Genomic DNA, 21,897 nt, shown 5'->3' with positions numbered 1-21,897 from the left:
GTTGCCGGGAACGACAACCGAGCGGGGGCCGGGTCTGTTCCCGGTTTCAGGAACCGACCGGTTCCCGCAGTTCAGCGGTGGCGAACCCGGCGATGCCTTCGGCGAAACCGGTCCGCGCGGTGAAGCCGAGCAGCCGTTCGGCGCGGGCGGGGTCGGCGACGACATGCCGGACGTCGGCCGGCCTCGCGCCGCCCGCGATCTTCGGAACCGGGCCGTCGCAGGCCTTCGCGAGCTCTTCGGCGAGTTCGCCGACGGAGTGCGGCTGCCCGGAGCAGATGTTCAGCGGCGTCAGGTCGGCCTCGGGGCCGTCGGTGGTCAGCGCCAGGACGTTCGCCCTCGCGACGTCGTGGACGTGCACGAAGTCGCGCTGCTGCTTACCGTCCTCCAGCACGACGGGTGCCTCGCCGCGCAGTAGTGAGGACCGGAACAGCGACGCGACGCCCGCGTACGGGGTGTTCTGCGGCATCCGGGGGCCGTAGACGTTGTGGTAGCGCATGGCCCAGACCGTGCCGCCGGTCTGCCGGGCCCACGCCGCCGCCAGGTGCTCCTGCGCGAGCTTGGTGGCCGCGTACGTGCTTCGCGGCCGCAGCGGCGCGTCCTCGGGGACAAGCCGCCAGTCGAGCTCGGCGCCGCATGCCGGGCACGCGGGCTCGAAGCAGCCCGCGTCCACATCGGACTGTTTCCGCGGCGACGGCGGGACGATCCCGTGGATGGGGCATTCGTAGCGGCCTTCGCCGTAGACGACCATCGACGACGCGAGCACCAGCTTCCGGACCCCGGCCCGGTGCATCGCGGCGAGCAGTACGGCTGTCCCGTAGTCGTTGTTCAGGGCGTACGACGGCGCGTCGGACGGGTCGACACCGTGGCCGACGACGGCCGCCTGATGGCAGACCGCGTCGACCCCGTCCAGCAGCTCGGCGACCAGCTCGGTGTCGGTGACGTCGCCGCGCAGGAACCGGTGGCGGCCGGTGTACGCGGGCGGGCGCGGCGACCCGTGGGCGGTGCGCAGGAGGCTGTCGAGGACGACGACCTCGTGACCCTGATCGGACAGCAGATCGGCGATGTGGGAGCCGATGAACCCGGCCCCGCCGGTTACCAGTGTTCGCACCTTCACGACGCTAGGGGCGATCTTAGCCGTGAGCCCCGTATCGGCGGCTCACGTCAGGGAATCGTCACAACTCGTGGCCCCTGACACCGCGGGAGCGAAGATCAGCCGAAACCGGATACGGTGTGCCTATGGAACGGAGCGCACAACGGCTGGGCCGCGCACTGGTGGTCATCGTGGACGACCGTGTCGCCCACGGCGAACACGAGGACAACACGGGACCGCTGGTCACGGAGCTGCTCGAAGAGGCGGGGTTCATCGTCGACGGTGTCGTGGTGGTCGAGGCCGAGACGGCCGCGATCCGCAACGCGCTCAACACCGCGGTGATCGGCGGCGCCGACCTGGTGATCACCGTCGGCGGCACCGGGGTCTCCCCGCGCGATCGCACACCCGACGCGACGGCCGGTGTGCTCGACCGTCCGATCCCGGGCATCGGCGAGGCCCTGCGCGCGTCCGGCCTGGCCGCCGGCGCGGTGGACGCGGGCATCTCCCGCGGGCTCGTCGGCGTCTCCGGCAGCACGCTGGTGGTCAACCTCGCGGGTTCACGCGCGGCCGTCCGCGACGGCATGGCGACGCTCTCATCGCTCGTGCCGTACGTGATCGACGAGCTTTCCGGGCTCGAAGAGGCCTAATTCTTGGCGGCGGGTCCGGGCTCTGTCCCGGGCTCGCCCTTTTTGTCCTGGTGGAGCACTCCTTCCACTTTTTCGGTGACCTGGCCGATCTTGTCCTCGAACCGGCCGCCGGTGACCTTGTTCGCCCCGGCAGACGCGACCGTGACGCCCTTGGCCGCGACGTCGCCCGCCTTCTCGGCCAGCGGCCCGGCCTTCTCGCGGACTTCGCCCGCGACCTCTTCCGCCTTGTGGACGGCCTGTGCGGCCAGTCCCTTCGCTTTGTCGACAATGCCCATGTGCTGATGGTCCCACCGGTCGGCGGGTCCCGCGACCGGTGCGAAAATGACGTCATGCCAGGTGAAGACAAGGACAAGCGCCCCGCCGCGGCAGCGAAACGCCGGGTCGACGAGATCTTCGGCGACGTCCTGCCGGACACGACCTCCGACGAGCGAGAGCCGGGGCAGCGAGCCCCGGACTCCGACTCGTGGTTCCTGGAGAACCGGCCGCCTCATCACGACCGGTGATCCGGGTCAGCCCTGGCGGTTCTGCTGTGCGCGAAGCAGGTCGCGGATCTCGGTGAGCAGTTCGACGTCGGTCGCCTCCGCCGGGCCCGCCTCTTCGCCGCGCTTGCGCCGCTCCTGGACGTGCTTGACCGGCAGCACGATCACGAAGTAGACGACACCGGCGACCAGCACGAAGTTGATCGCGGCGTTGATCACGCCACCGAAGTCGAGGAACGTGGCGTCGTTCGCGGACAGGATGTTGAATCCCAGCCCCTTGGCGGCGTCCGATCCGCCGATGGTGTTGATCAGCGGTTTGATCAGGCCGTTCGTGAAAGCCGTGACGATCGCTGTGAACGCGGCGCCGATGACCACCGCGACCGCGAGGTCGACGACGTTCCCGCGCATCAGGAAGTCCTTGAAACCCTTGAGCAAGACGCTCTCCTCTTCACCTGGGGACGGTTCGCCGACCGTCCCTTTTTCTTACCGGGGGGACGCAGGCGCCCGCCGCCACCGGGCAGGCGCGAGCTAGCGGAGGGTAACCGTTAAGGACCGTTCCAGCGAAGTGGCCGCGACCCGTGTCGCGATCGCGGAGGGCAGGGAAAGCAGCACCAAAGGTCCCTTGCTCCCGCCGCCGGAGGCTTTCGGGTCACGGATGCCCTGCTCGCCGACGGCCGCCACGACGGCCATGCTGGCCAGCACAGACGCCTCTCGCCCGGCCTCGGCGGCCGCGACGACGTCGACCCGCTGACCCGGCCTGAGGAGCTCCGCGACACCCGCGTCGGCGAGCCTCACCGGCACAGTCGAACTCTCGGGATCACCCGATCCGGGGATGGCCGCGTCCAGCAGGCGGACGTCGGTCAGCGGTTCGCCCGCCCGCGCCGCACCGACGAGCAGCCGTCCCTCCACTGAGGTCGGCAGGCCGGTGGCGCCCTGTGGACGGACGTCGTCCGGGAGGTCGACGAGCTTGAGGTCCCCGGCACGCAGCAGCGACCCGGCCGGGAGGTCACGGGCGGAGACCACGGTCGCGATACCGGGCGCACCGCGCGCCGACGCGGGCAGGAAGAGCGCTATCAGGCCGCTGAGCAGCAGGGACAGGGCAAGCCAGCGGCGGAGCAGCCGCGCGGGCCTGCCGTGGAGTCTTCGCAGGACGGGCAGATCGTGAAGCACGGGATTCCCCCTCGTCGATCGGTGATGATCTCGACGCTAGGGGCGGTGCGCCGCCCTGGAAAGAACGAAAACCCCCGGCTGTGGATAACCGGGGGCCTGTGGACAACTCGGGACGTCAGGAAGCGGCGGCGGCCGTTTTCGTCGTACCCGTGGAGGACGATGCCGAGCTCTTCGACTCGCTCTTGGTCTCCGACTTCGACTCGGTCTTCGACTCCGACTTGCTCTCGGACTTGGCCTCGGTCTTGGAAGACGACGAGCCCGAGGTCGTGTTGGCCTTCGAGTCACGCGAATCGTTGCGGTAGAACCCGCTGCCCTTGAAGACCACGCCGACCGAGCTGAAGACCTTGCGAAGCGGGCCCGAGCACTGCGGGCACACGGTCAAGCTCGCGTCGGAGAACGACTGCACGGCCTCGAAAGCGTGGTCGCATTCCTTGCAGGCGTATTGGTAGGTGGGCACTGCTGCTCCTTCGTGCATTGGCACTCAGCCGACATGAGTGCTAACACAACACGGTACCGGGGCATTCCGACGCAGGTCAAACAAGGTTTCCCAAGGTCACATGAGGACCTGGTCACGCCCCCTGTTCCGTACCTGTTCCGTGTTGGACCGAGATCGGCTTTCGGTCGGCTACGGGCCGTCGGAAGCTGGGCGATCTCCGATGGTGTCGGCATGTCCGGCGAGTCATCGGCGGCCTACTTGTCAAAATTAGAACATGTGTTCTATTGTCGAGAGATGTGATCGACCGGCTCGGGGGCGACGTCGCCTTGATCGCCGAAGAGATCGGGACGACCGTTAGGGTGGCCTGCGTGCAGGATCGGCGCATCTATCACTTCACCGACCATGCCAACTTGGCGGGCATCGTGGCAGATGGCGGGTTGTTCGGCGACTCTCAGATGATGGCCAGTGGTCGGGCGTTCACCGAGTGTGCGCACGAGGGGGTCAAGAACGACAGGCGGACAAGGGTGGTGTCCTGTCCTCCGGGTGGTGTGGTCGCGGACTACGTGCCGTTCTACTACGCCCCGCGGTCGCCCATGATGAGCGCGATCAGCAATGGCAAGGTGACTGGCTATACCTCGAACCAGGATTTGGTCTACCTGGTGTCGTCGTTGGAGCGGGTGCGAGAGGCCGGTCTGCGGTGGGCATGCACGGACGGCAACGCGCGAGCCGCGTTGACGGAGTTCTGCAACACCTGGGACGGCCTGGAAGCCAACACCGATTGGGACATCATGGAGGCCCAGTACTGGGCGAACACGCCTGAGGACGGACAACGCCGCAACAGGAGGATGGCGGAATTCCTGGCGCACGAATTCTTCCCGCTGGATCTGGTACTGGGGGTCGCGGTGAAGTCGGAACGGGTGGCTTCGATCATCCGTCCACAGCTTCCCGCGTCGACGGACATCAGAGTCCTGCCTAGGTACTACATTTGAGAGGGAGGCGAAAATGATCGAGGAAGCGACAGGAAACCTGCTCGAGGCGGATGCCGATGCCCTGGTGAACACGGTGAACACCGTCGGCGTGATGGGCAAGGGCATCGCCTTGCAGTTCAAACGTGCTTTCCCCGAGAATTTTCGCCAGTACGAGAAGGCGTGCAAGAGCAAGCAGGTCCGCCTGGGTGAGATGTTCGTCCACGAGTTGGACACGATCACCGGCCCGCGGTTCATTGTGAACTTTCCCACCAAGGGGCACTGGAAGGCGTCGTCGAGGATCGAGGACATCGCGAGCGGTCTGCGGGATCTGCGGCGAGTGATCGAGAAAAATGAGATGACTTCGATCGCGGTGCCGCCGCTGGGCTGTGGTAATGGTGGATTGGACTGGGCGCAGGTTTACCCGATGATTCGGGACGCTCTTGGCGACCTGGAGGGGGTCCGGGTGCTGGTGTACCCCCCCGCCGGGGCGCCCGCCCCGGAGAATATGCCGATACGGACCAAACGGCCTGCGGTAACGCGTGCGAAGGCGGCGCTGTTGCTGGCATTCGAACGTTATCGTGATCGAAGCATCGACTCAGGTCTGTCCGATACCGGAGCGATCTCGTTGGTGGAAGCCCAGAAGGTCGCATACTTCTTGCAGTTGGCGGGTGGCAAGAAGACGTGGACATTCACGCCAAGCCATTTCGGTCCATACGCGCAGACGATCGACCAGTTCGTCAGCAGCGTCGAGGGGCATTTCCTTCACGGCTTCGGAGACGGTAGCAGCGGTAGCAAAGCCACACTGACTCTCGTGGACAGCGCTTTGGATGAGGCACGCGAAGTGCTGGGTGAAGACGAGGCCTTCCAGCGGACCCTTGAACGGTTCGACGTCATCGTGGAAGGGTTCGAATTTCCGTATGGGATCGAGCTGCTGTCCACAGTGCACTACGTAGTGGCCCACTCTGCCACCGTGCCGTCGTTGGACGAAGTCGTGCAGGCGATCGGGCGCTGGTCGGCGAGGAAAGGGCGGTTGTTCAAGCCGCGGCAGGCGCAGACCGCGTACCGGCACCTGCAAAATGTCCAGCTTGCGGACGCGAGCATCGCTATCTAGAACAGTTCGCCGATTCGTCTTCTCGGCGGAAGATCTTTCGTGAAATTCGATTCTGGCGGCGTGGGATGAGGAGCGCTGGGGTGGAAGATCCCTTCGACGGCAGAAACCCGACCAGTCACGAGCGCATGACCGGCCTCCCCTGGGACGCCTCCTACCACGACGGCCCCGCTCCCTGGGACTTCGGCGGCCCCCAACCCGCCGTGGTCAGGGCCGCCGGGAGGTTCGCCGGAACGGTGCTCGACGCGGGCTGCGGCTCCGGCGAGAACACGCTCCACCTCGCGTCCAGAGGGCTCCAGGTCCTGGGCATCGACGTCGCCGAGACGGCGCTCGAGACCGCGCGAAGGAAGGCCCGTGAGCGAAACCTCGAGGCCGAGTTCAAGACGGCCGACGCGCTCCACCTGGAGCGGCTCCAGCTCAAGTTCGACACGGTGCTCGATTGCGGGCTCTTCCACGCTTTCGACGCCGACGAGCGCGTGGCGTACGTCAAAAGCCTCGAAGCGGTCACCAAGGGCACGCTCTACATCCTGTGTTTCCGCGACGGCGAGAACGCCGGGCCGCATCCCGTAAAACGCGAGGCGCTGACAAAGCCCTTCGGTGCAGGATGGCGCGTGAAGACCATCGCGGAGGAGCGCGTCCGGACCGGGTTCCACGACGAGAACGGCGCTCCCGCCTGGTTCGCGACGATCGAAAGAGAGCCGTCGGATGAGTGAGTTGCGAGAGCTGCTGGCCGATGTCGCCGCCCGCGCGGCCGATTACCGCGAGAGCGTGGCCGACGGGCCTGTCTTCCCGGACGACACGACGGGTGTTCGCGAGAAGCTCGGCGACCTGCCCGAGAAGCCGGTGCTGCCCGCCGACGTGGTCCGGCGGCTGGCCGATGCCGTCGAGCCCGCGCTGGTGGGGAGTACGGGGCCGAGGTACTTCGGTTTCGTCACCGGTGGCGCTCTCGATGCCGCGACGGCGGCCGACATGCTGGCGACCGGCTGGGATCAGCCCGCGTTCAACAAGGTCACCTCACCGGCCGCCGCGATCGTCGAGGACGTGGCGGGCGAGTGGCTCAAGGACGTCCTCGGCCTGCCGTCCCACGCTTCTTTCGGCTTCGTGACCGGAGGGCAGGGAGCGAACACGGTCGGCCTGGCCGCCGCCCGGCATCACGTGCTGGCGAAGGCCGGCTGGGACGTCGAGCGCCGCGGGCTGCATGGGGCGCCGCCGCTGCGGGTCATCGCCAACGAGGAGCGGCACGCGACGATCGACCGCTCCCTCCGGCTCCTCGGGCTGGGGACCGACGCCGTCAAGCCGGTGCGCGCGGACGATCAAGGCGCCATCGACATCGCTGATCTCGAGAAGGCGCTCGACGGGCCCGCAATCGTTTGCCTTCAGGCGGGGAACGTGAACACCGGGGCGTTCGACGATTTCGCCGCCGCGACGGACATCGCCCACCGGCATGGTGCGTGGGTCCACGTCGACGGCGCGTTCGGCCTCTGGGCGGCCGCCGCTCCCGCGCTCAGGCGGCTGACCGCAGGACTCGAAACGGCAGACTCCTGGGCGGTCGACGGCCACAAGTGGCTCAACGTCCCCTACGACAGCGGGTACGCCTTCTGCGCCCATCCCGAGTCGCATGTGGCCGCGATGTCGCTCACCGCCGCGTATCTGACCGGCCAAGGGGACGGCGGCGTGCGGGCGCCGAGCGACTTCGTGCCGGAGTCGTCCCGCCGGGCGCGGGGGTTCGCCACGTGGGCGGCGCTCAGCGAGCTGGGCCGCACGGGGATCGCCGAGCTGATCGAGCGCTGCTGCGCGCTGGCCCGCAGGTTCGCCGAGCAGCTCACCGAAGCGGGCATCACCGTCGTGAACGATGTGGTGCTGAACCAGGTTCTCGTCGACTTCGGTGACGACACCGAGCGCGTGGTCGAGGCGGTTCAGCGGTCCGGCGAATGCTGGATGGGCGCGACCACCTGGCGCGGCCGGCGCCTGATGCGCGTCTCTGTGTCCAACTGGAGCACGACCGAAGCCGACGTCGACCGCAGTGTCGCCGCGATTCAGGCCGCCCGCGCGTCCGTCGCGTCCAGGGGATAGGCGTAGCTCGCACCGCCGAGACGCCGCGTTGTCGCGTGCAGGGCGGCGTTGGCCTCGCGCATGCGCCGCAGCGTCGTGAGGTCTCCGGGCGGCGCTGTCCGCTGGACGCCGAACAGCACGGTGTACGGATCCCGCGCGGTCGGGACGCGGGGAGCGGACACCCGTGCGGTCGGGAACAGATAAAGGAGCACGCTGCCGCCGGCGCCGAGCATGTCGGGAGTCAATCCGGCCAACGCGTCGCCGAGCACCTTTTCGGCGTGGGCGCCGGGAAGCAGCACGTTCGCCCGGGGATGCGGGTGGTACCACGACCCCGTCGACCGCAGCTGTGCCTCGATCGGCAGGATCCGGTCGACGAACTCCCGGTACGTCGCTTCGATGATCTCGGCCGACTCGTGCCGGAGGTCGTCGATCGGCGGCGACTGCGAGGAAACCGCTTCCAGGACGAATCGCCAGCGCCCGTCCACGAACTGCGCCTGGCCGTCGACGTGATCGAAGCGGAGCTCGTCCACCAGCCGCCGCTGATCGCCGAGATAGGCGCCGAGATCGTGATACGTCAGGCGATGCCGCCGGACCTTCGAAGGCGCGCGGGTCAGCGCGACGGTGGCCCGCGTGATGATCCCGTGCCGCCCCTGCGTCCCGCGCACGGCGTCGAAGAGCGCCGCGTTGCCGGTGGGCGAGCAGGTCACCAGTTCCCCGTCGGGGGTGACGACGTCGAGGTCGTGGACGTTGTCCGCTTGCGAGCCGTACCGGTGGCTCGCGCCGCCGAAACCGCCGGTGGACAGCAAACCGCCGACCGAGAGTTCCAGGTAGTCGGGGAGTACGGGCGGGACGGTGCCGGTGCGCAGCGTCGCGTCGACGACCGCGCGCCAGCGGGCGCCCGCGTCCACGCTGATCCGGTCCGGGCCGAACGGGCGGACCCCGCCGAGTGACGACATGTCGATGACGATCCCGGCGTCGACGAGCGCCTGCCCGTCGACGGAATGTCCGGCACCCCTTGCCACGACAGGGATTCCGTGCTTCCGGCCGAACCGCACCAGGGTCGCCACGTCGACGGCGGTGGCCGGGAAGGCGACGGCGAGCGGACGGCGGTGGACGTGGTCGCCGAAGTCCCGCTCAGCGTCCGCGAGGTCACGGTCGCGGACGCTGAGCGTTCCGGCGAGTTCGGGCAGTTCCACGGCTCCGCGTCCGGGGATCGCCAGCCGAGGTTCGAAATCGTGGTGTGCCACGGGATGCGACCTCCGGTCCGGGGAACTGCCTTCTCCTCGGACAACGACGTTAAAGGTCGCGAACACCCGCTGGCCTCTCCACGATTGCGAGCAGTCGTGGATAAGCCTCGCCACACCTGTCGCCCCTAGCCTGACCGAAGGGCGAAGGGAGCACTAATGTCGGTCGACGACGCGGGACGGCTCGGGCTGAGGGCGTTGGCGGATCTGGCGACACCGATGGCGGTCCGGGTGGCGGCCACCTTGCGGATCGCCGACCACCTCGCGGCCGGGGCGCGCACCCCGGCGCAACTCGCCGCGGTCACCGGCACGCACGCGGGGGCGCTGGACCGCCTGCTGCTGCACCTGGTCACCGTCGGGCTGTTCACCAGGGACCACACGGGCGCCTACGCGGTGACCGAGGTCGGCGAGCAGCTCCGTGACGGCCACCCGCGCAGCAAGCGGAAGTGGCTGGACATGAACGGCGCCATCGGCAAGGGCGACTTGAGTTTCGTCGACCTCGCCCACGCGGTGAAGACCGGCGAGGAGTCCTATTCGGTGCGCCACGGCGTCCCGTTCTGGGACGACCTCAGCGGCGACGCGGAACTCTCGGCGTCCTTCGACGCGCTGATGGGGCACCACATCGCGCTGGACAACTCGGGCATCGTCGACGCCTACGACTGGGCGAGCCTCGGGCACGTGGTCGACGTCGCGGGCGGCAGCGGCGCGCTCCTGGAAGCCTTGCTCATCAAGCATTCCGGGCTGCGCGGCACGCTGGTGGACCTGCCGGGGCCGGCGGCGAACGCGCGCGAGCGCTTCGCCGGAAGCGGCCTGGCCGAGCGGGTCGACGTCGTGCCGGGAAGTTTCTTCGACCCGCTGCCCGACGGCGCGGACGCGTACGTGCTTTCGGCGATCATCCACGACTGGGACGACGGGCCGTCCGTCGAGATCCTGAAGCGCTGCGCGGAGGCGGCCGGGGACGACGGCGTCGTGCTGCTCGTCGAGGCGATCGGTTCCGACGGCGAGACCCCGAACACCGGCATGGACCTGCGCATGCTCATCTACAACGGTGGCAAGGAGCGCGGGCTTTCCGAGCTGGCCGAGCTGGCCCGGATGGCCGGGCTCAAGGTGCGTGGGACGCACAAGGTGGGGCAGAAGTCGTATATGTCCATTGTGGAACTGGTCAAGGCCTAGCGAGTTCCGTGAAGGCCTCCTTCCCTGCCTTGAGAGTAGGGAAAGAGGCCTTCACGGACTTTCAGGCGGCCAGGCGTGAAGCGATGTCGGCCCGCAGTGCCTTCTTGTCCACCTTGCCGATTCCGGTGGCGGGCAGGGCGTCGACGACGACCAGGCGTTCCGGAAGCTTGAACCGGGCCGCGCCCGCGGCGAGCATCAGGTCGTGGACGTCTTGCAGCGCCACAGGTTCCGTGGCGACCACATAGAGACAGACGACCTCGCCGAGCTCCGGATCCGGCATGGCGACCGCGGCCGCGTGATCGACCCCGGCCAGCTCGACGGCGAACGACTCGATCTCCTCGGCGTTGATCTTCTCCCCGCCGCGGTTGATGACGTCCTTCTCCCGCCCGGAAACCACCAGATAGCCCTCGGGCGTCACACGGACGATGTCGCCGGTGTTGTACCAGCCGTCGGCGAACGACCGCGCGTTCAGCTCAGGGGAGCGGTAATAGCCACGAGTCGTGTACGGGCCGCGGACCAGCAGGATTCCCGGCTCACCAGGGGGAACCGGCGCGCCTTCTTCGTCCACCAAAAGGATCTCGTCGTGCGGTGAGATCGGCTTGCCCTGGGTGTGCAGCACCAGCTCGTCCGGGTCGTCGAGCCGCGTCAGGCACAGAAGTCCCTCGCCCATCCCGAAAACCTGCTGCAGCGTGCACCCGAGCTTCGGCCGCACCTGCGCCGCCAGAGCGGGATCGAGTTTGGCCGCGCCGATCTGGATCATTTCCAAAGTGGACAGATCGATCCCGGGTTCGGTTTCCAGGTACTCGATCCACCGGTGCAGGATCGCCGGCACCGCGGACGTCGCGGTGATCCGCTCGCTCTCGATCAGCGGCAACGCCTGTTGCGGAGCGGGCGACGGCGCGATGACGACCCGTCCGCCGGACAGCAGCGCGCCCAGGATCCCCGGCCCGGTGTTGGCGAACCCGTGCCCGAGCGGAAGCACCACCAGATACGAGGTGTCCGGCCCGAACCGGCAGATCTCCGACGCCGTCTTGATCATGTACGTCAGGTCGTTGCCGCTGCGCGGGATCAGCTTCGGCAGCCCCGTCGTCCCGCCCGAAAGCAGGAAGGTCGCGACGGAATCACCGTTCGGCGCGGCGGCGTCGAGCGCCTGCGTAACCTCGACGGGCTCGTCCGCGACGAACAGCCCGCGCAGGTCGATGTTGCCCGGTGCGACGTCCTCGCCGACCACGAATACGAGCCCGTCCGGCAGTACCTCGCGAGCGAGTGCCTGATGGTCGAATCCTTTGTAGACGTCCGGTACGACGATCGCGCTCGCCTCGGCGTTCGCGAGGATCCCGCCGATCTCGTGCTCGCGGAACTGCGGCATCGTCCACACGGGAACAGCGCCGAGCCGCAGGCAGGCGAACGTGGTGACGACGAATTCCCAGCAGTTCGGCAGCTGGATGACGACGCGGTCGTCGCCGCCGACACCGAGCGCGCTCATCCGGATCGCCGCGCCGTCGGCCTTGGCCAGCAGCTCCCCGAACGTCATCCGCACGTCGCCGTCCACGAGGCAGACCTCATCCGGGTACTTGCGCGCGATCTCGGCCAGCTGTGTCCCCAGCGACCGGCCCTCCCAATAGCCCTCGGCGAAATAGCGGTCCGCGGTGGCGCGCGGCCACGGCACGACCCCCGACCCCGTCGACCGCCCGGCTGATCCCGGCATGGTTCCTCCTCGCTGTGGGTCCCGGCTGGACACTAGGGACGCGGTGCGCGCCGGGGCGTCTCGAACCTTGCGCTCGCACTCGAAGGTCGCTCGAGGATCACGCGCAAGCAGTCGAGGAGATGCCGGAGTCAGGCGGCAGGGCAGACGCTGTCCGTACAACGAGGCGCCGGAATCTTGTGTTGTCTCCGGTCGGGCGATCTATATCGAGGAGCGAGGACTTGAGCGAGAACAAAGCACCCGACGAAGCCATTGCGATCATCGGTATGAGTTGCAGGTTCGCTCCAGACCTCGACTCTCCGGAGAAGTTCTGGGAGTTCCTCGCCGATGGTAAGAGCACCGTCAGCGACATGCCCGAAAAGCGATGGAAGTCCTACGCGGCGAGCAGCCCCCAGGCGACCGCGATCCTGAGGGGGACCACGATCCGCGGCTCCTTCCTCGACGACATCGAGGGATTCGACGCCGACTTCTTCGGCATTTCCCCGCGCGAGGCGGACTTCCTCGACCCGCAGCAGCGGTTCATCCTCGAACTGGCCTGGGAGGCGCTGGCGGACGCGGGTGTCCCGCCGCTTTCGCTGCGCAACTCCGACGCCGGTGTGTTCGTCGCCGCCAACTCGAACGACTACGGCCGCCGCCTGCTGGAGGACCTCCCCCTCACCGGCGCGTACGCCGTCAACGGCACGACGTTCTACGGGATCGCGAACCGCGTTTCCTACTTCCTCGACGTCCGCGGCCCGAGCATGGCTGTCGACACCGCCTGCGCCGGCTCGCTGACCGCGCTGCACATCGCGGCGCAGAGCCTGCGCACCGGAGAGACGTCGATCGCGCTCGTCGGTGGCGTCAACATCATGGCCACCCCGGCGCTGAACGTCGCGCTGGAGGGCGCGGGCGCGATGTCGCCGGACGGCACCAGCAAGGCCTTCGACAAGAACGCCGACGGTTACGGCCGCGGCGAGGGCGCCGGCGTCATCGTGCTGAAGCTGCTTTCGGACGCCGTCCGCGACGGCGACCCGATCCAGGCCGTCATCCGCGGCAGCGGCGTCTTCCAGGACGGCCGGTCCGAGGGCATGATGGCGCCGAACGCCGACGCGCAGGCCCATATGCTGCGCGAGGTCTACGAGCGCGCGGGCGTCGATCCGTCCACTGTGGACTACGTCGAGGCGCACGGCACCGGCACGCCGACAGGCGACGGTGAGGAGGTCGAGGCACTGGCCGCCGTCATCGGTTCGGTGCGGTCGGCGGAAAACCCCTGTCTGGTCGGTTCGGTGAAGCCGAACATCGGGCACGTCGAGGGCGGTTCCGGCATCACCGGCGTGATCAAGACCGTGCTGGCCCTGCGGAACGAGCAGATCCCGCCGAGCCTGCACACCGAGCCGAACGACGCGATCTCGGACCCGAGCTCGGGGCTGAAGCTGGTCGGCGAGAACACCCCGTGGCCCGCCGGCGAGAACACCCGCCGCGCCGGTGTCTCCAGCTACGGCGTCGGCGGCACCATCGCCCACGTCGTCCTCGAAGAGGGCCCCGTGCAGCCGGAAACCAAGGCGGGCAAGGGAACCAGCGACGGCACCCGGAAGGTCTTCCCGATCTCCGCGATGTCGGAAGCGGGCCTGCGCGCGCTGGCCGGTTCGGTCGCGGACTGGATCGACGCCAACCCCGGCGCGTCGCTCGGCTCGATCGGCTACACGCTCGCGCGGCGTCGCTCGCACCTTCCGCAGCGTGGCACCGTCATCGCCGCCTCCACCGAGCAGTTGGCCGAGCGGCTCCGCGCGCTCGCGGTCGACGAACCCGCGTCCGGCATCCTGCTGGCCCGCGCGGGTCAGCAGAGCGATGGCGCGGTGTGGGTCTTCTCCGGGCACGGTTCGCAGTGGTCCGGCATGGGCCGTCAGCTGCTCGCCGAGCACGCGGGATTCGCCGCCACGATCGACTCGCTGGCCGGTGTCTACCGCGAGGAACTGGGCTGGACGCCGCGTGAGGCGATCCTCGACGGTGGTCCCTGGACCGCCGCGCACGTCCAGGCGCTGACCTTCGCCATGCAGGTCGGCCTTGCCGGGGTGTGGCGCAGCCGCGGCGTCGAGCCGGGCGCGATCATCGGGCACTCCGTCGGCGAGATCGCCGCCGCGGTGGCCGCAGGTTCGCTCGACCTCCTCGAAGCCGCTCGCTTCGCCTGCCGCCGCGCGGCCGCGTTGCAGCGGCTGGAGGGCGACGGCGGGATGGTGCTGGCGAGCCTGTCGTTCGCCGAGGTCCAGGCCAAGCTCGGTGAGCGCCCCGACCTCGTCGCCGCCATCTCCGCCAGCCCGACGTCGACGGTCGTCTCCGGCGACAAGGGTGCCATCGCGGAACTCGTCACGCAGTGGCGTGAAGAGGGCATCGACATGCGGGTCGTCGACACCGACATCGCCTTCCACAGCACGCATGTGGACGCGGTGCTGGAAGAGGTCGCGGCCGCGGCGCGTCAGCTCAACCCGCGGACGCCGTCGGTCAGTCTCTACAGCACCGCGCTGACCGACCCGCGTTCCGGCGTGGCTCGCGACGGCGACTACTGGGCGGGCAACCTGCGCAACCCGGTGCGCTTCGCCGAAGCCGTCGAGGCCGCTTTCGAGGACGGGCACCGCGTGTTCGTCGAGATCTCGTCGCATCCGGTCGTCTCGCACTCGATCATCGAGACCGCCGAGAGCCTCGGCATCGACGACCTGGCGGGCTGCGCGACCTTGCGTCGCAACACCGACGAGGTCGGCACGCTGCTGCACAACCTCGCCAAGCTGCACGTCCAGGGCGTCGAGATCGACTGGACACGCGACTTCGCCGAGGGTGAACTGCTGAGCATCCCGGCGGCCGCGTGGCAGCACAAGCCGTACTGGATCTTCCCGGAGACCGGTGCCGACGCCGGCCTCGGCAGCGGGCACGACCCGGAGAGCCACAGCCTCTTGGGCGGCCGGATGACCGTGTCCGGCGCCCCGTCGCGGCAGGTCTGGCAGACGCGGCTCGACATGGACAGCCGTCCGTACCCGCAGAGCCACGGCCTGGTCGGGGTCGAGGTCACCCCGGCGGCGTCGATCATCAACACCTTCGCCCTCGCGGCGGAGGAGGAGATCGCGCCCGCGCTGACCGACATCGTGCTGCGCACCCCGCTCGCCGTGCAGCCCGCCCGCATCGTCCAGATCGTCAAGGAGGGCCGGTCGCTCGCGCTCGCCACCCGCGTCGCGGACGAGACCAGCGCCGACAGCGACGAGTGGATCACGCACACCACCGCGTCGATCGACACGAGCGCGAAGGTGCCGGAGGGGCGGATCGAATTCGCCACGATCCGCGACCGGCTGCCCAGCGGGTCGCTCACGAAGGCCGACGAGATGTTCGGCCGGATGGGCGTCGAGGGCTACGCGTTCCCGTGGGACATGAGCGAGCTGTACTACGACGACGTCGAGCAGCTCGCGCTGATGGACTGCGTCGCGCCGCCCGCGAAGCTGGCCACCAGCTGGGCGCACGTGATCGACGCCGCGCTCACGATCAGCGCGATGGTGGTCTCGCCCGGCCACGCCACCGTGCTGTGGATGTCGCGCGGCATCGAGAAGGTGGCGTGGAAGGGTGAGCCGCCCGCGCGGATCATCGTGCACGCCACGCGTTCGCCGAAGTCACCGGAGGACACTGTCGACGTCCTGGTCGCCAACGAGAACGGCGACATCGTCAGCGAGGTCATCGGGCTGAAGTTCGCGGCGGTCGAGCACCTGGGCACCGCGGTCCTGCCGCGCGACCTGGTGCACGAGGTCACCTGGCACGAGCTGCCCGAGGCCACGCTGGCTTCGGAGCTCGACCAGATCGTCGTGGTCGGCCCGCCCGCCACCACGGGCACGCTGGTGGAGCAGTTCACCGCCGCCGGGGTCTCCGCCACCGCTGTCGAGGTGGCGATCGACGGCGAACCGCTCGACCTCACCGCGGGCATGTTCGCGAACCCGGGCGCGGTCGTCGTCGCGCCTTCGCGGGCGGCGGAAGGCGAGCGGCTGGAGGACTCGACCGAACGCACCACGTGGTCGCTCATCCGCACCGCGCAGCGGATCGCGGAACTCCAGGCGACGTCGAAGGGCAAGGTCGCGACCCAGCGGATCTGGGCGATCACCAGCGGCGTGCGTCAGGGCACCGACGAACGCTCGGTCGCGCACGGCCCGCTGTGGGGCGTCGGCCGCATCATCGCCGGTGAGCACCCGGAGCTGTGGGGCGGCACGATCGACGTCGAGCACTGCACGGCTTCGGACCTCGGCTCGCGGCTGATCGAGGTCTTCCGCGGCCCGGCCGGTGACGAGGACGTCATCTCGCTGACCGGCGAAGGCGCGGAAGTGGCGCGGTTGAGCCAGATCACCCGCAGCGCCGACGGTTCCCCGCTGCACTGCTCGCCCTCGGGCACGGTGCTGATCACCGGCGGTCTCGGCGGACTCGGGCTGGAGGTCGCCCGCTGGCTGGTCGACCGCGGCGCCCGCCGTCTGCTGCTGGCCGGCCGCCGTGGCCTGCCGCCGCGCGCGGACTGGGCTTCGGTGACCGACCCGGACGTGAAGCACCAGATCGACAGCGTCCTCGGGCTTGAAGCGCTGGGCGTCACGGTCGGCGTGCTGGCGCTGGACATCACCGACGAGGACGCGGTCGCGTCGGCGCTCGCGCCGGGCGCGCTGGGTCTTCCGCCGATCACCGGCGTCATCCACGCCGCCGGTGTGGTCAACGACGCGCTGGTGGACAAGGTCGACCAGGACGGGCTGCGCGACGTGTTCGCGCCGAAGGTCGGCGGGGCGCTGGTGCTGCACCGGCTCTTCCCGGCGGGGTCGCTCGACTTCTTCGTCCTGTTCTCCTCGTGCGGCCAGTTCGCCCGCCTCTCCGGGCAGGCGAGCTACGCGGCGGCCAACTCGTTCCTCGACGCGCTGGCCACGCACCGCAACTCCGGCGGCACCCAAGACACGATCAGCCTCGGCTGGACGGCGTGGCGCGGTGTCGGTCTCTCGCAGGACATCGCGACGACCATGCTGGAAGCGAATTCCCGCGGTCTGGAGGCCGTTTCCGCTTCGGAGGCGTTCCGGGCGTGGGCGTTCGGCGACAGGTTCTCCTCGGACTACCAGGCTGTGCTGCGGGTCCTGCCGACCCCGCCGCACCAGCGGAAGCTGCCGATGTTCCGCGAGCTGACCGTGGTCGACGAGAACGCCGAAGCCAACGCGGGCAACGGGTTCACCGTCGACTTCGCGAACCTGTCCGAATCCGAGACCCGCGAGAAGGTCACCGGCGACGTCCGCGAGCAGGTGGCGGCGGAGCTGAACCTGGAGGCCGGTGACATCGAGCTGAAGCGGCCGCTGGTCGAGCTCGGCGTCGACTCGGTGATGACGGTGGCGCTGCGGGTGCGGCTGCAGCGGCGCTACGGGCTGGACCTCCCGCCGACCATCCTGTGGGCCAAGCCCACCGTGGCCGCGGTGTCCGACCACATCCACACCAGCCTCGCCGAACTGGCCGAGGCGAGCGAAAACCAGGCCGACGCGGCCTGATCCCCGAGCCGAAGGGCGTGGGCGGCCTCGATGGCCGTCCACGCCCTTCGGCGTCAGAAAGGTGTCCCATGGCCATCGAACCGATCACGCGGTTCCTGCTCGCCGTCGGCGCGATCCTGCTGGTCAGCCATTTCTGCGGGGAGGTGCTGCGAAGACTGGGGCAGCCGCCGGTGCTCGGCGAGATCGTCGGCGGGCTCCTGCTGGGTCCCTCGGTACTGGGCCTGATCTGGCCGGCGGGCGGCGCGTGGCTCTTCGCGCCCGAGGTTCTGTCCAGTTTGGACAAAGCCGCGCAACTGGGCCTGGTCGTGTTCATGTTCCTGCTCGGCTGCGAACTGCGGACCGACCGCATCGAACGCAAATCCCTGGTCGGCGCGGTGGTGCTCGGCGGGATGGGGCTCCCGTTCGCCGCCGGGATCGGCGTCGCGTTCGCCGCGTCGTCCGTGCTGGCCGGTGCGGACGCCCCGAAATCGGGCTACGTACTCTTCTTCGCGCTCGCGATGGCCATCACCGCTTTGCCCGTACTGGCACGGATCCTGGTCGACCTCAAGATGGAACGCACCGGGCTCGGCGCGCTTTCGGTCACCAGCGCGGCGATCGGGGACGGCGTCGCCTGGCTGACGCTCACCCTGATCCTGGTCGGCACCGGCGTCCACGGCAGCGGAAACCCGGCCACGACGGCGATCCTGGCCGTGGTGCTGGTCGTCGTCACCCAGGTCGTCGTGCGCCGGGTGCTGAGCGCGCTGGTCACGCGGATCCAGTCCGAGAAGGTCATGACCGTGGTGCTGCTCGTGGGCGCGCTCGGTTTCGCCGTGATGACCCAGATCCTCGGGTTGCACGCGCTGCTCGGCGCCTTCCTGTTCGGCACCGCCGTCCCGAGGGACTGCCCGCTGGTCGAGCGGATCAGTGAACAGCTGCGCGGCTTCACCCTCGTCGTCCTGCTGCCGTTGTTCTTCGCGCTGGTCGGGCTGAGCACGTCGATCGGCCTGCTCGGGTCGAACGTGTCGCACTGGCTGCTCTTCGCCGGGGTGCTCGTGGTCGCGCAGCTGACGAAGTTCATCGGCGCGGGCGGCGCGGCGCGGCTGGCCGGCCTGCCGGGGAACCAGGCGATCCAGCTCGGCACGCTGATGAACTGCCGCGGCGTCACCGAACTCGTCGTCGCCACCATCGGGCTGAAATACGGGCTGGTGAACCAGCTGGGCTTCACGATGCTCGTCCTGGTCGCCGTCGTCACCACGGCCATCACCGGACCCTTGATGCGTTATCTCACCCGTCGGGAGCCCTTCGAAGTTGTCGGCAATCAAGAAGACGTTCGTTCCCGCGACGGACTGTCACGCTCGGTGTCCGAATGACCAAGGAAAACGAGGGACGGAGGAGCAGTGCAACCGCATCCCTGTGACTGCAGCCCGATGTGCGTGTTGAGGGCGACCAATCCGATGCAGATCCGGCCGACCCGCACGGGCGGCAAGACCTTCGCCTCGGCGTCGGCCTACTGGAAGGCCGAGCCGGGGAGCGCGGATCTCGCGGGGCGGATCGTCCGGTACGTCGTGCTGGCCAACGACCCCGCGGTGCCGGACGTCGCCGCCGACTACTGGATGCACAGCGAACGCTTCTATCGTGCCGTCGTCGACCCGCTCGAAGCCGAGATCGGCCACGATCTGTCGTACCGGCGGCTCGTCGCGCAGCCGACCGACACGTTCGCGGAGCGGCGGCTCGAAGAGCGCGTCGTCGCGTTGCTCGACGAAAACCCCTCGCTGGCCTCGAAGCTGGCTCAAGAGGCGGACGCCGCGGACGACAACGTCTACATCAACTACTTCCGCGGCAGGCTCTACGAACCGGAGTCCGAACCCGCCGGGCTCGACAGGCTGACGGAACTCGCCCAGGGCGTGCGCACGCGGCCTTCCGGAACCGGTGACGAGATCCTCGTCGTCGTCCCACTGTCCGATCGGGACGGTGCGGGGCGGATCCGGAACCTGACCGCCTGCCTGCTCGCGTTGCGCGACCAGACGTTCCCGTCGGACCGGTACCGGGTGACCGTCGTCGAGTTCGACGAGAAACCGCGCTGGAAGCACATCGTCGAGCCGCTGGTCGACCATTACGTGCACATCCAGGGCGAGGGGCTGTTCAACAAGTCCTGGACGCTGAACGTGGGTGTGCGCGAAACCCTCGGCGCGGCGAGGACGCTGTGCCTGCTCGACGCCGACATCCTGGTGGACCGGGAATTCCTGGAGCGCAACCACGCGCGGTTCGCCGACCAGCGCGCCGACGCGCATCTGCCGCATACCGAAATGCTGTCGCTGGACGGCCCTTCGAGCGACTGGCTGATCGAACGCCGCTGCGGCGAGAACACGCCGGAAGCACCCTTGGCTGGCGCGCGCGGGCTGCTGCTGCGCGACGTCCCCGGCGCTTGCCTGTGGACGCGGCCGGAGATCTTCCAGCGCATCGGCGGCTTCGACGAGCGCTACAAGGGCTGGGGCGGCGAGGACGAGGACATGCTCTACCGCATCTCCGCGGCGGGCGACGTCACGCAGTACGACGACGTCTTCCTGCACCTCGCGCACCGGCGGCCGCCGATGCGCAACGCCGAGGGAAAGCCGTTCAACGCGCACGTCGAGGTCGGCAGCTGGACCGGCGAGGCGGGCTTCGGGGACACGTCCGGTGTGGCGAGCGGCGATGAGTAGCGGGCTGGAGATCCATCCGGTGAAGGACGTTCGGCGCCAGCGGATCGCGATCTCGGGGATCTTCCTGATGATCGGGATCATGCTCGGCTCGTGGTTCGCGCGGGTGCCGCAGCTGCGGATCGAACTCGGGCTGAACTTCGCGGAACTGGGCATGGTACTGCTCAGCCAGACCGTCGGCGTGCTGCTGGCGATGCAGCTGGCCGGGCATCTGTCGAACCATCTCGACAGCCGTGCGGTCATCCGCGTCACTTCCCTAGTCCTGCCGTGGTTCCTGCCGCTGATGGCGGCGATGCCCGGCGCGGTCACCGCGGGTCTCGGCATGCTGACCTGGGGCGTGATCGCCGGTCTGCTCGACGTGTCGATGAACGCACAGGGCGTCGAGGTCGAACGGCGGGCCCGTCGGCCGGTGCTCAACAGCCTGCACGCGGTGTGGGGCATCGGCGCGCTGCTCGGATCGGGCGGCACGGTGCTGGCCGTCCGGGCGGACGTCTCGCTGAGCACCCACTTCTGGGTCGTTTCGGTGGTGCTCGTCGTGATCGCGCTGTTCAGCGGCCGTTGGCTGCTGACGGAATCCCGCACCGCTTCGTCCTCTGCCGCAGCGAAGCCGCCGAAGGTCGGCTTCTTCTCCGGCTGGACCCGCGCGGTGATCATCCTCGGCGGCCTCGGCGCGGCCGTCGCGCTGTGCGAAGGCGCGGTGTCCAGCTGGGGCGGCGTGTTCCTGAGCGAACAACGCGGCGCGGCGGCGAACATCGCGTCACTGGGCTACTTCGCGTTCATCGTGGCGCAGACCGGAACCCGGCTCATCGGCGACAGGCTGCACCGGCGATTCGGCGCCGTGGCGCTGGTGCGCTGGAGCATGGCGATGACCGCGGCCGGCGTCCTGCTCGCCGTCATGGTGCAGAGCGTGTGGTTCGGGCTGGCCGGGCTCGCGATGGCGGGTGTCGGGCTCGCCGTGGCGATCCCGATCATCTCCAGCGCGGTCGGGCACGGCACGAAGTCCAACACCAGCCTCGCGATCGCGCGGTACAGCACGCTGCACAACGCGGGAGTGCTCGCGGGCCCGGCGATTTTCGGGTGGCTGGCGCAGACGTTCGGGATCAGTACCGCGCTGACTTTGCTGCTGGTTCCGCTCGGGGTGATCTGCGCGTTCGCGGCGGCTACGGCTCCTGCTTCGAGTGCTTCCGGGGCTTCGGCTCCGGAGCCTGGGCCTGAACCTGAGCCGGTGGTTCCTCGGGCTGCTTAGGGTCCGTCTTGTCTCGTCTCGTGAGTGGTGCGGACGGTTCTAACCGTCCTCACCACTCACGAGGCTTGAGGGGTGACGTCGCGGACCGGCCGATCTCCGGAGCCTGGCCCTGCGCTGCTCACCGGCGGCCGGAGTTCGTGCCGCCGCACTTACCTTGACCCGCTCCGACCTCCCCGGCGCCGTCACCTGAGCCCGCACAAGCCGTGGGGACCGCCGCCAAACTGGCGACGGTCCCCACGGCATGCCTGCGTCCACGCTCGGTCGGCCGGTCGGTCCAGTGGGGGGGGGGGGGGGGGGTGGGGGGGTGTGGGGGCGGGACACAAAAACCACCCCCCCCCCCCCCCCCCCCCCCCCCCCCGCCCCCCCCCACAGAGATTGTGGGGGCGGCAAG

The 21,897-nt window shown here is 69.1% G+C and carries 18 protein-coding genes; 11 read left to right on the top strand and 7 right to left on the bottom strand.

Going from position 1 to position 21,897, the window contains the following annotated elements:
- Nucleotides 1-46: 46 nt before the first annotated feature.
- The gene (locus ACZ6YV_RS09925; RefSeq protein WP_378240108.1) at nucleotides 47-1,108 is read right to left on the bottom strand and encodes an NAD-dependent epimerase/dehydratase family protein; all 1,062 of its coding nucleotides are present in this window, start codon (nucleotides 1,106-1,108) and stop codon (nucleotides 47-49) included.
- 128 nt (nucleotides 1,109-1,236) lie between these two features.
- Between ACZ6YV_RS09925 and ACZ6YV_RS09920 the strand changes: the two genes are divergently transcribed.
- Complete coding sequence (locus ACZ6YV_RS09920; protein WP_005155592.1) at nucleotides 1,237-1,737, top strand: MogA/MoaB family molybdenum cofactor biosynthesis protein; 501 nt, start codon at nucleotides 1,237-1,239, stop codon at nucleotides 1,735-1,737.
- On the opposite strand, the gene ACZ6YV_RS09915 is transcribed toward ACZ6YV_RS09920, so the two are convergent.
- The gene (locus ACZ6YV_RS09915) at nucleotides 1,734-2,012 is read right to left on the bottom strand and encodes an Rv0909 family putative TA system antitoxin (RefSeq protein ID WP_465509240.1); all 279 of its coding nucleotides are present in this window, start codon (nucleotides 2,010-2,012) and stop codon (nucleotides 1,734-1,736) included. The genes ACZ6YV_RS09920 and ACZ6YV_RS09915 overlap by 4 nt on opposite strands.
- Nucleotides 2,013-2,066: 54 nt before the next feature.
- Between ACZ6YV_RS09915 and ACZ6YV_RS09910 the strand changes: the two genes are divergently transcribed.
- Complete coding sequence (locus ACZ6YV_RS09910; protein ID WP_465509239.1) at nucleotides 2,067-2,240, top strand: hypothetical protein; 174 nt, start codon at nucleotides 2,067-2,069, stop codon at nucleotides 2,238-2,240.
- 6 nt (nucleotides 2,241-2,246) lie between these two features.
- Here the strand turns inward: ACZ6YV_RS09910 and mscL are convergent, their stop codons facing one another.
- From mscL to ACZ6YV_RS09895, 3 genes are all read right to left on the bottom strand, one after another.
- Nucleotides 2,247-2,651 (bottom strand): large-conductance mechanosensitive channel protein MscL, encoded by a 405-nt coding sequence (gene mscL / locus ACZ6YV_RS09905; RefSeq protein ID WP_465509238.1) that lies wholly within the window; start codon nucleotides 2,649-2,651, stop codon nucleotides 2,247-2,249.
- A gap of 93 nt (nucleotides 2,652-2,744) precedes the next feature.
- A complete protein-coding gene (locus tag ACZ6YV_RS09900; RefSeq protein WP_465509237.1) occupies nucleotides 2,745-3,386 on the bottom strand; it encodes an SAF domain-containing protein in 642 nt (213 codons plus the stop codon).
- Between the two features lie 115 nt (nucleotides 3,387-3,501).
- Nucleotides 3,502-3,843 (bottom strand): FmdB family zinc ribbon protein, encoded by a 342-nt coding sequence (locus ACZ6YV_RS09895; protein ID WP_465509236.1) that lies wholly within the window; start codon nucleotides 3,841-3,843, stop codon nucleotides 3,502-3,504.
- Between the two features lie 275 nt (nucleotides 3,844-4,118).
- Here ACZ6YV_RS09895 and darT point away from each other — a divergent pair, with 275 nt between their 5' ends.
- From darT to ACZ6YV_RS09875, 4 genes are all read left to right on the top strand, one after another.
- The gene (gene darT / locus ACZ6YV_RS09890) at nucleotides 4,119-4,811 is read left to right on the top strand and encodes a type II toxin-antitoxin system toxin DNA ADP-ribosyl transferase DarT (protein ID WP_465509235.1); all 693 of its coding nucleotides are present in this window, start codon (nucleotides 4,119-4,121) and stop codon (nucleotides 4,809-4,811) included.
- Between the two features lie 13 nt (nucleotides 4,812-4,824).
- Nucleotides 4,825-5,901 (top strand): type II toxin-antitoxin system antitoxin DNA ADP-ribosyl glycohydrolase DarG, encoded by a 1,077-nt coding sequence (darG, locus tag ACZ6YV_RS09885; RefSeq protein WP_465509234.1) that lies wholly within the window; start codon nucleotides 4,825-4,827, stop codon nucleotides 5,899-5,901.
- An 80-nt stretch (nucleotides 5,902-5,981) separates the two neighbouring features.
- Complete coding sequence (locus ACZ6YV_RS09880) at nucleotides 5,982-6,611, top strand: class I SAM-dependent methyltransferase (protein WP_465509233.1); 630 nt, start codon at nucleotides 5,982-5,984, stop codon at nucleotides 6,609-6,611.
- Nucleotides 6,604-7,971, top strand: a complete 1,368-nt coding sequence (locus ACZ6YV_RS09875; protein ID WP_465509232.1) for a pyridoxal phosphate-dependent decarboxylase family protein — start codon at nucleotides 6,604-6,606, stop codon at nucleotides 7,969-7,971. The genes ACZ6YV_RS09880 and ACZ6YV_RS09875 overlap by 8 nt, the downstream gene beginning before the upstream one ends.
- Here ACZ6YV_RS09875 and ACZ6YV_RS09870 read toward each other — a convergent pair.
- Nucleotides 7,935-9,197: an FAD-binding protein gene (locus tag ACZ6YV_RS09870; RefSeq protein WP_465509231.1), complete on the bottom strand. Its 1,263-nt coding sequence runs from the start codon at nucleotides 9,195-9,197 to the stop codon at nucleotides 7,935-7,937. The two genes, ACZ6YV_RS09875 and ACZ6YV_RS09870, sit on opposite strands and share 37 nt — an antisense overlap.
- Nucleotides 9,198-9,353: 156 nt before the next feature.
- Here ACZ6YV_RS09870 and ACZ6YV_RS09865 point away from each other — a divergent pair, with 156 nt between their 5' ends.
- Entirely contained in the window at nucleotides 9,354-10,367 is a 1,014-nt protein-coding gene (locus ACZ6YV_RS09865) for a methyltransferase (RefSeq protein ID WP_465509230.1), read from the top strand.
- Between the two features lie 61 nt (nucleotides 10,368-10,428).
- Here the strand turns inward: ACZ6YV_RS09865 and ACZ6YV_RS09860 are convergent, their stop codons facing one another.
- Nucleotides 10,429-12,075: a (2,3-dihydroxybenzoyl)adenylate synthase gene (locus ACZ6YV_RS09860; RefSeq protein ID WP_465509229.1), complete on the bottom strand. Its 1,647-nt coding sequence runs from the start codon at nucleotides 12,073-12,075 to the stop codon at nucleotides 10,429-10,431.
- 176 nt (nucleotides 12,076-12,251) lie between these two features.
- Here ACZ6YV_RS09860 and ACZ6YV_RS09855 point away from each other — a divergent pair, with 176 nt between their 5' ends.
- The 4 genes from ACZ6YV_RS09855 (at nucleotide 12,252) to ACZ6YV_RS09840 (ending at nucleotide 21,506) form a co-directional block, all read left to right on the top strand.
- A complete protein-coding gene (locus ACZ6YV_RS09855) occupies nucleotides 12,252-17,585 on the top strand; it encodes a type I polyketide synthase (protein WP_465509228.1) in 5,334 nt (1,777 codons plus the stop codon).
- 68 nt (nucleotides 17,586-17,653) lie between these two features.
- Nucleotides 17,654-18,934, top strand: a complete 1,281-nt coding sequence (locus ACZ6YV_RS09850; RefSeq protein WP_465509227.1) for a cation:proton antiporter — start codon at nucleotides 17,654-17,656, stop codon at nucleotides 18,932-18,934.
- 84 nt (nucleotides 18,935-19,018) lie between these two features.
- Nucleotides 19,019-20,263, top strand: a complete 1,245-nt coding sequence (locus ACZ6YV_RS09845) for a glycosyltransferase family 2 protein (RefSeq protein ID WP_465509226.1) — start codon at nucleotides 19,019-19,021, stop codon at nucleotides 20,261-20,263.
- Entirely contained in the window at nucleotides 20,256-21,506 is a 1,251-nt protein-coding gene (locus ACZ6YV_RS09840; protein WP_465509225.1) for an MFS transporter, read from the top strand. The genes ACZ6YV_RS09845 and ACZ6YV_RS09840 overlap by 8 nt, the downstream gene beginning before the upstream one ends.
- Nucleotides 21,507-21,897 lie beyond the last annotated feature (391 nt).

This window comes from Amycolatopsis sp. NPDC102522, from assembly GCF_055584485.1.
This window is presented reverse-complemented; position numbering and strand designations above follow the sequence as displayed.

Excerpts from the sequence above, each read along its gene's own strand:
- ACZ6YV_RS09920 (WP_005155592.1), top strand. The coding sequence starts at position 1,237 with ATGGAACGGAGCGCACAACGGCTGGGCCGCGCACTGGTGGTCATCGTG.
- ACZ6YV_RS09915 (WP_465509240.1), bottom strand. The coding sequence starts at position 2,012 with ATGGGCATTGTCGACAAAGCGAAGGGACTGGCCGCACAGGCCGTCCAC.
- ACZ6YV_RS09910 (WP_465509239.1), top strand. The coding sequence starts at position 2,067 with ATGCCAGGTGAAGACAAGGACAAGCGCCCCGCCGCGGCAGCGAAACGC.
- darG (WP_465509234.1), top strand. The coding sequence starts at position 4,825 with ATGATCGAGGAAGCGACAGGAAACCTGCTCGAGGCGGATGCCGATGCC.
- ACZ6YV_RS09875 (WP_465509232.1), top strand. The coding sequence starts at position 6,604 with ATGAGTGAGTTGCGAGAGCTGCTGGCCGATGTCGCCGCCCGCGCGGCC.
- ACZ6YV_RS09865 (WP_465509230.1), top strand. The coding sequence starts at position 9,354 with ATGTCGGTCGACGACGCGGGACGGCTCGGGCTGAGGGCGTTGGCGGAT.
- ACZ6YV_RS09860 (WP_465509229.1), bottom strand. The coding sequence starts at position 12,075 with ATGCCGGGATCAGCCGGGCGGTCGACGGGGTCGGGGGTCGTGCCGTGG.
- ACZ6YV_RS09850 (WP_465509227.1), top strand. The coding sequence starts at position 17,654 with ATGGCCATCGAACCGATCACGCGGTTCCTGCTCGCCGTCGGCGCGATC.
- ACZ6YV_RS09845 (WP_465509226.1), top strand. The coding sequence starts at position 19,019 with ATGCAGATCCGGCCGACCCGCACGGGCGGCAAGACCTTCGCCTCGGCG.
- ACZ6YV_RS09840 (WP_465509225.1), top strand. The coding sequence starts at position 20,256 with ATGAGTAGCGGGCTGGAGATCCATCCGGTGAAGGACGTTCGGCGCCAG.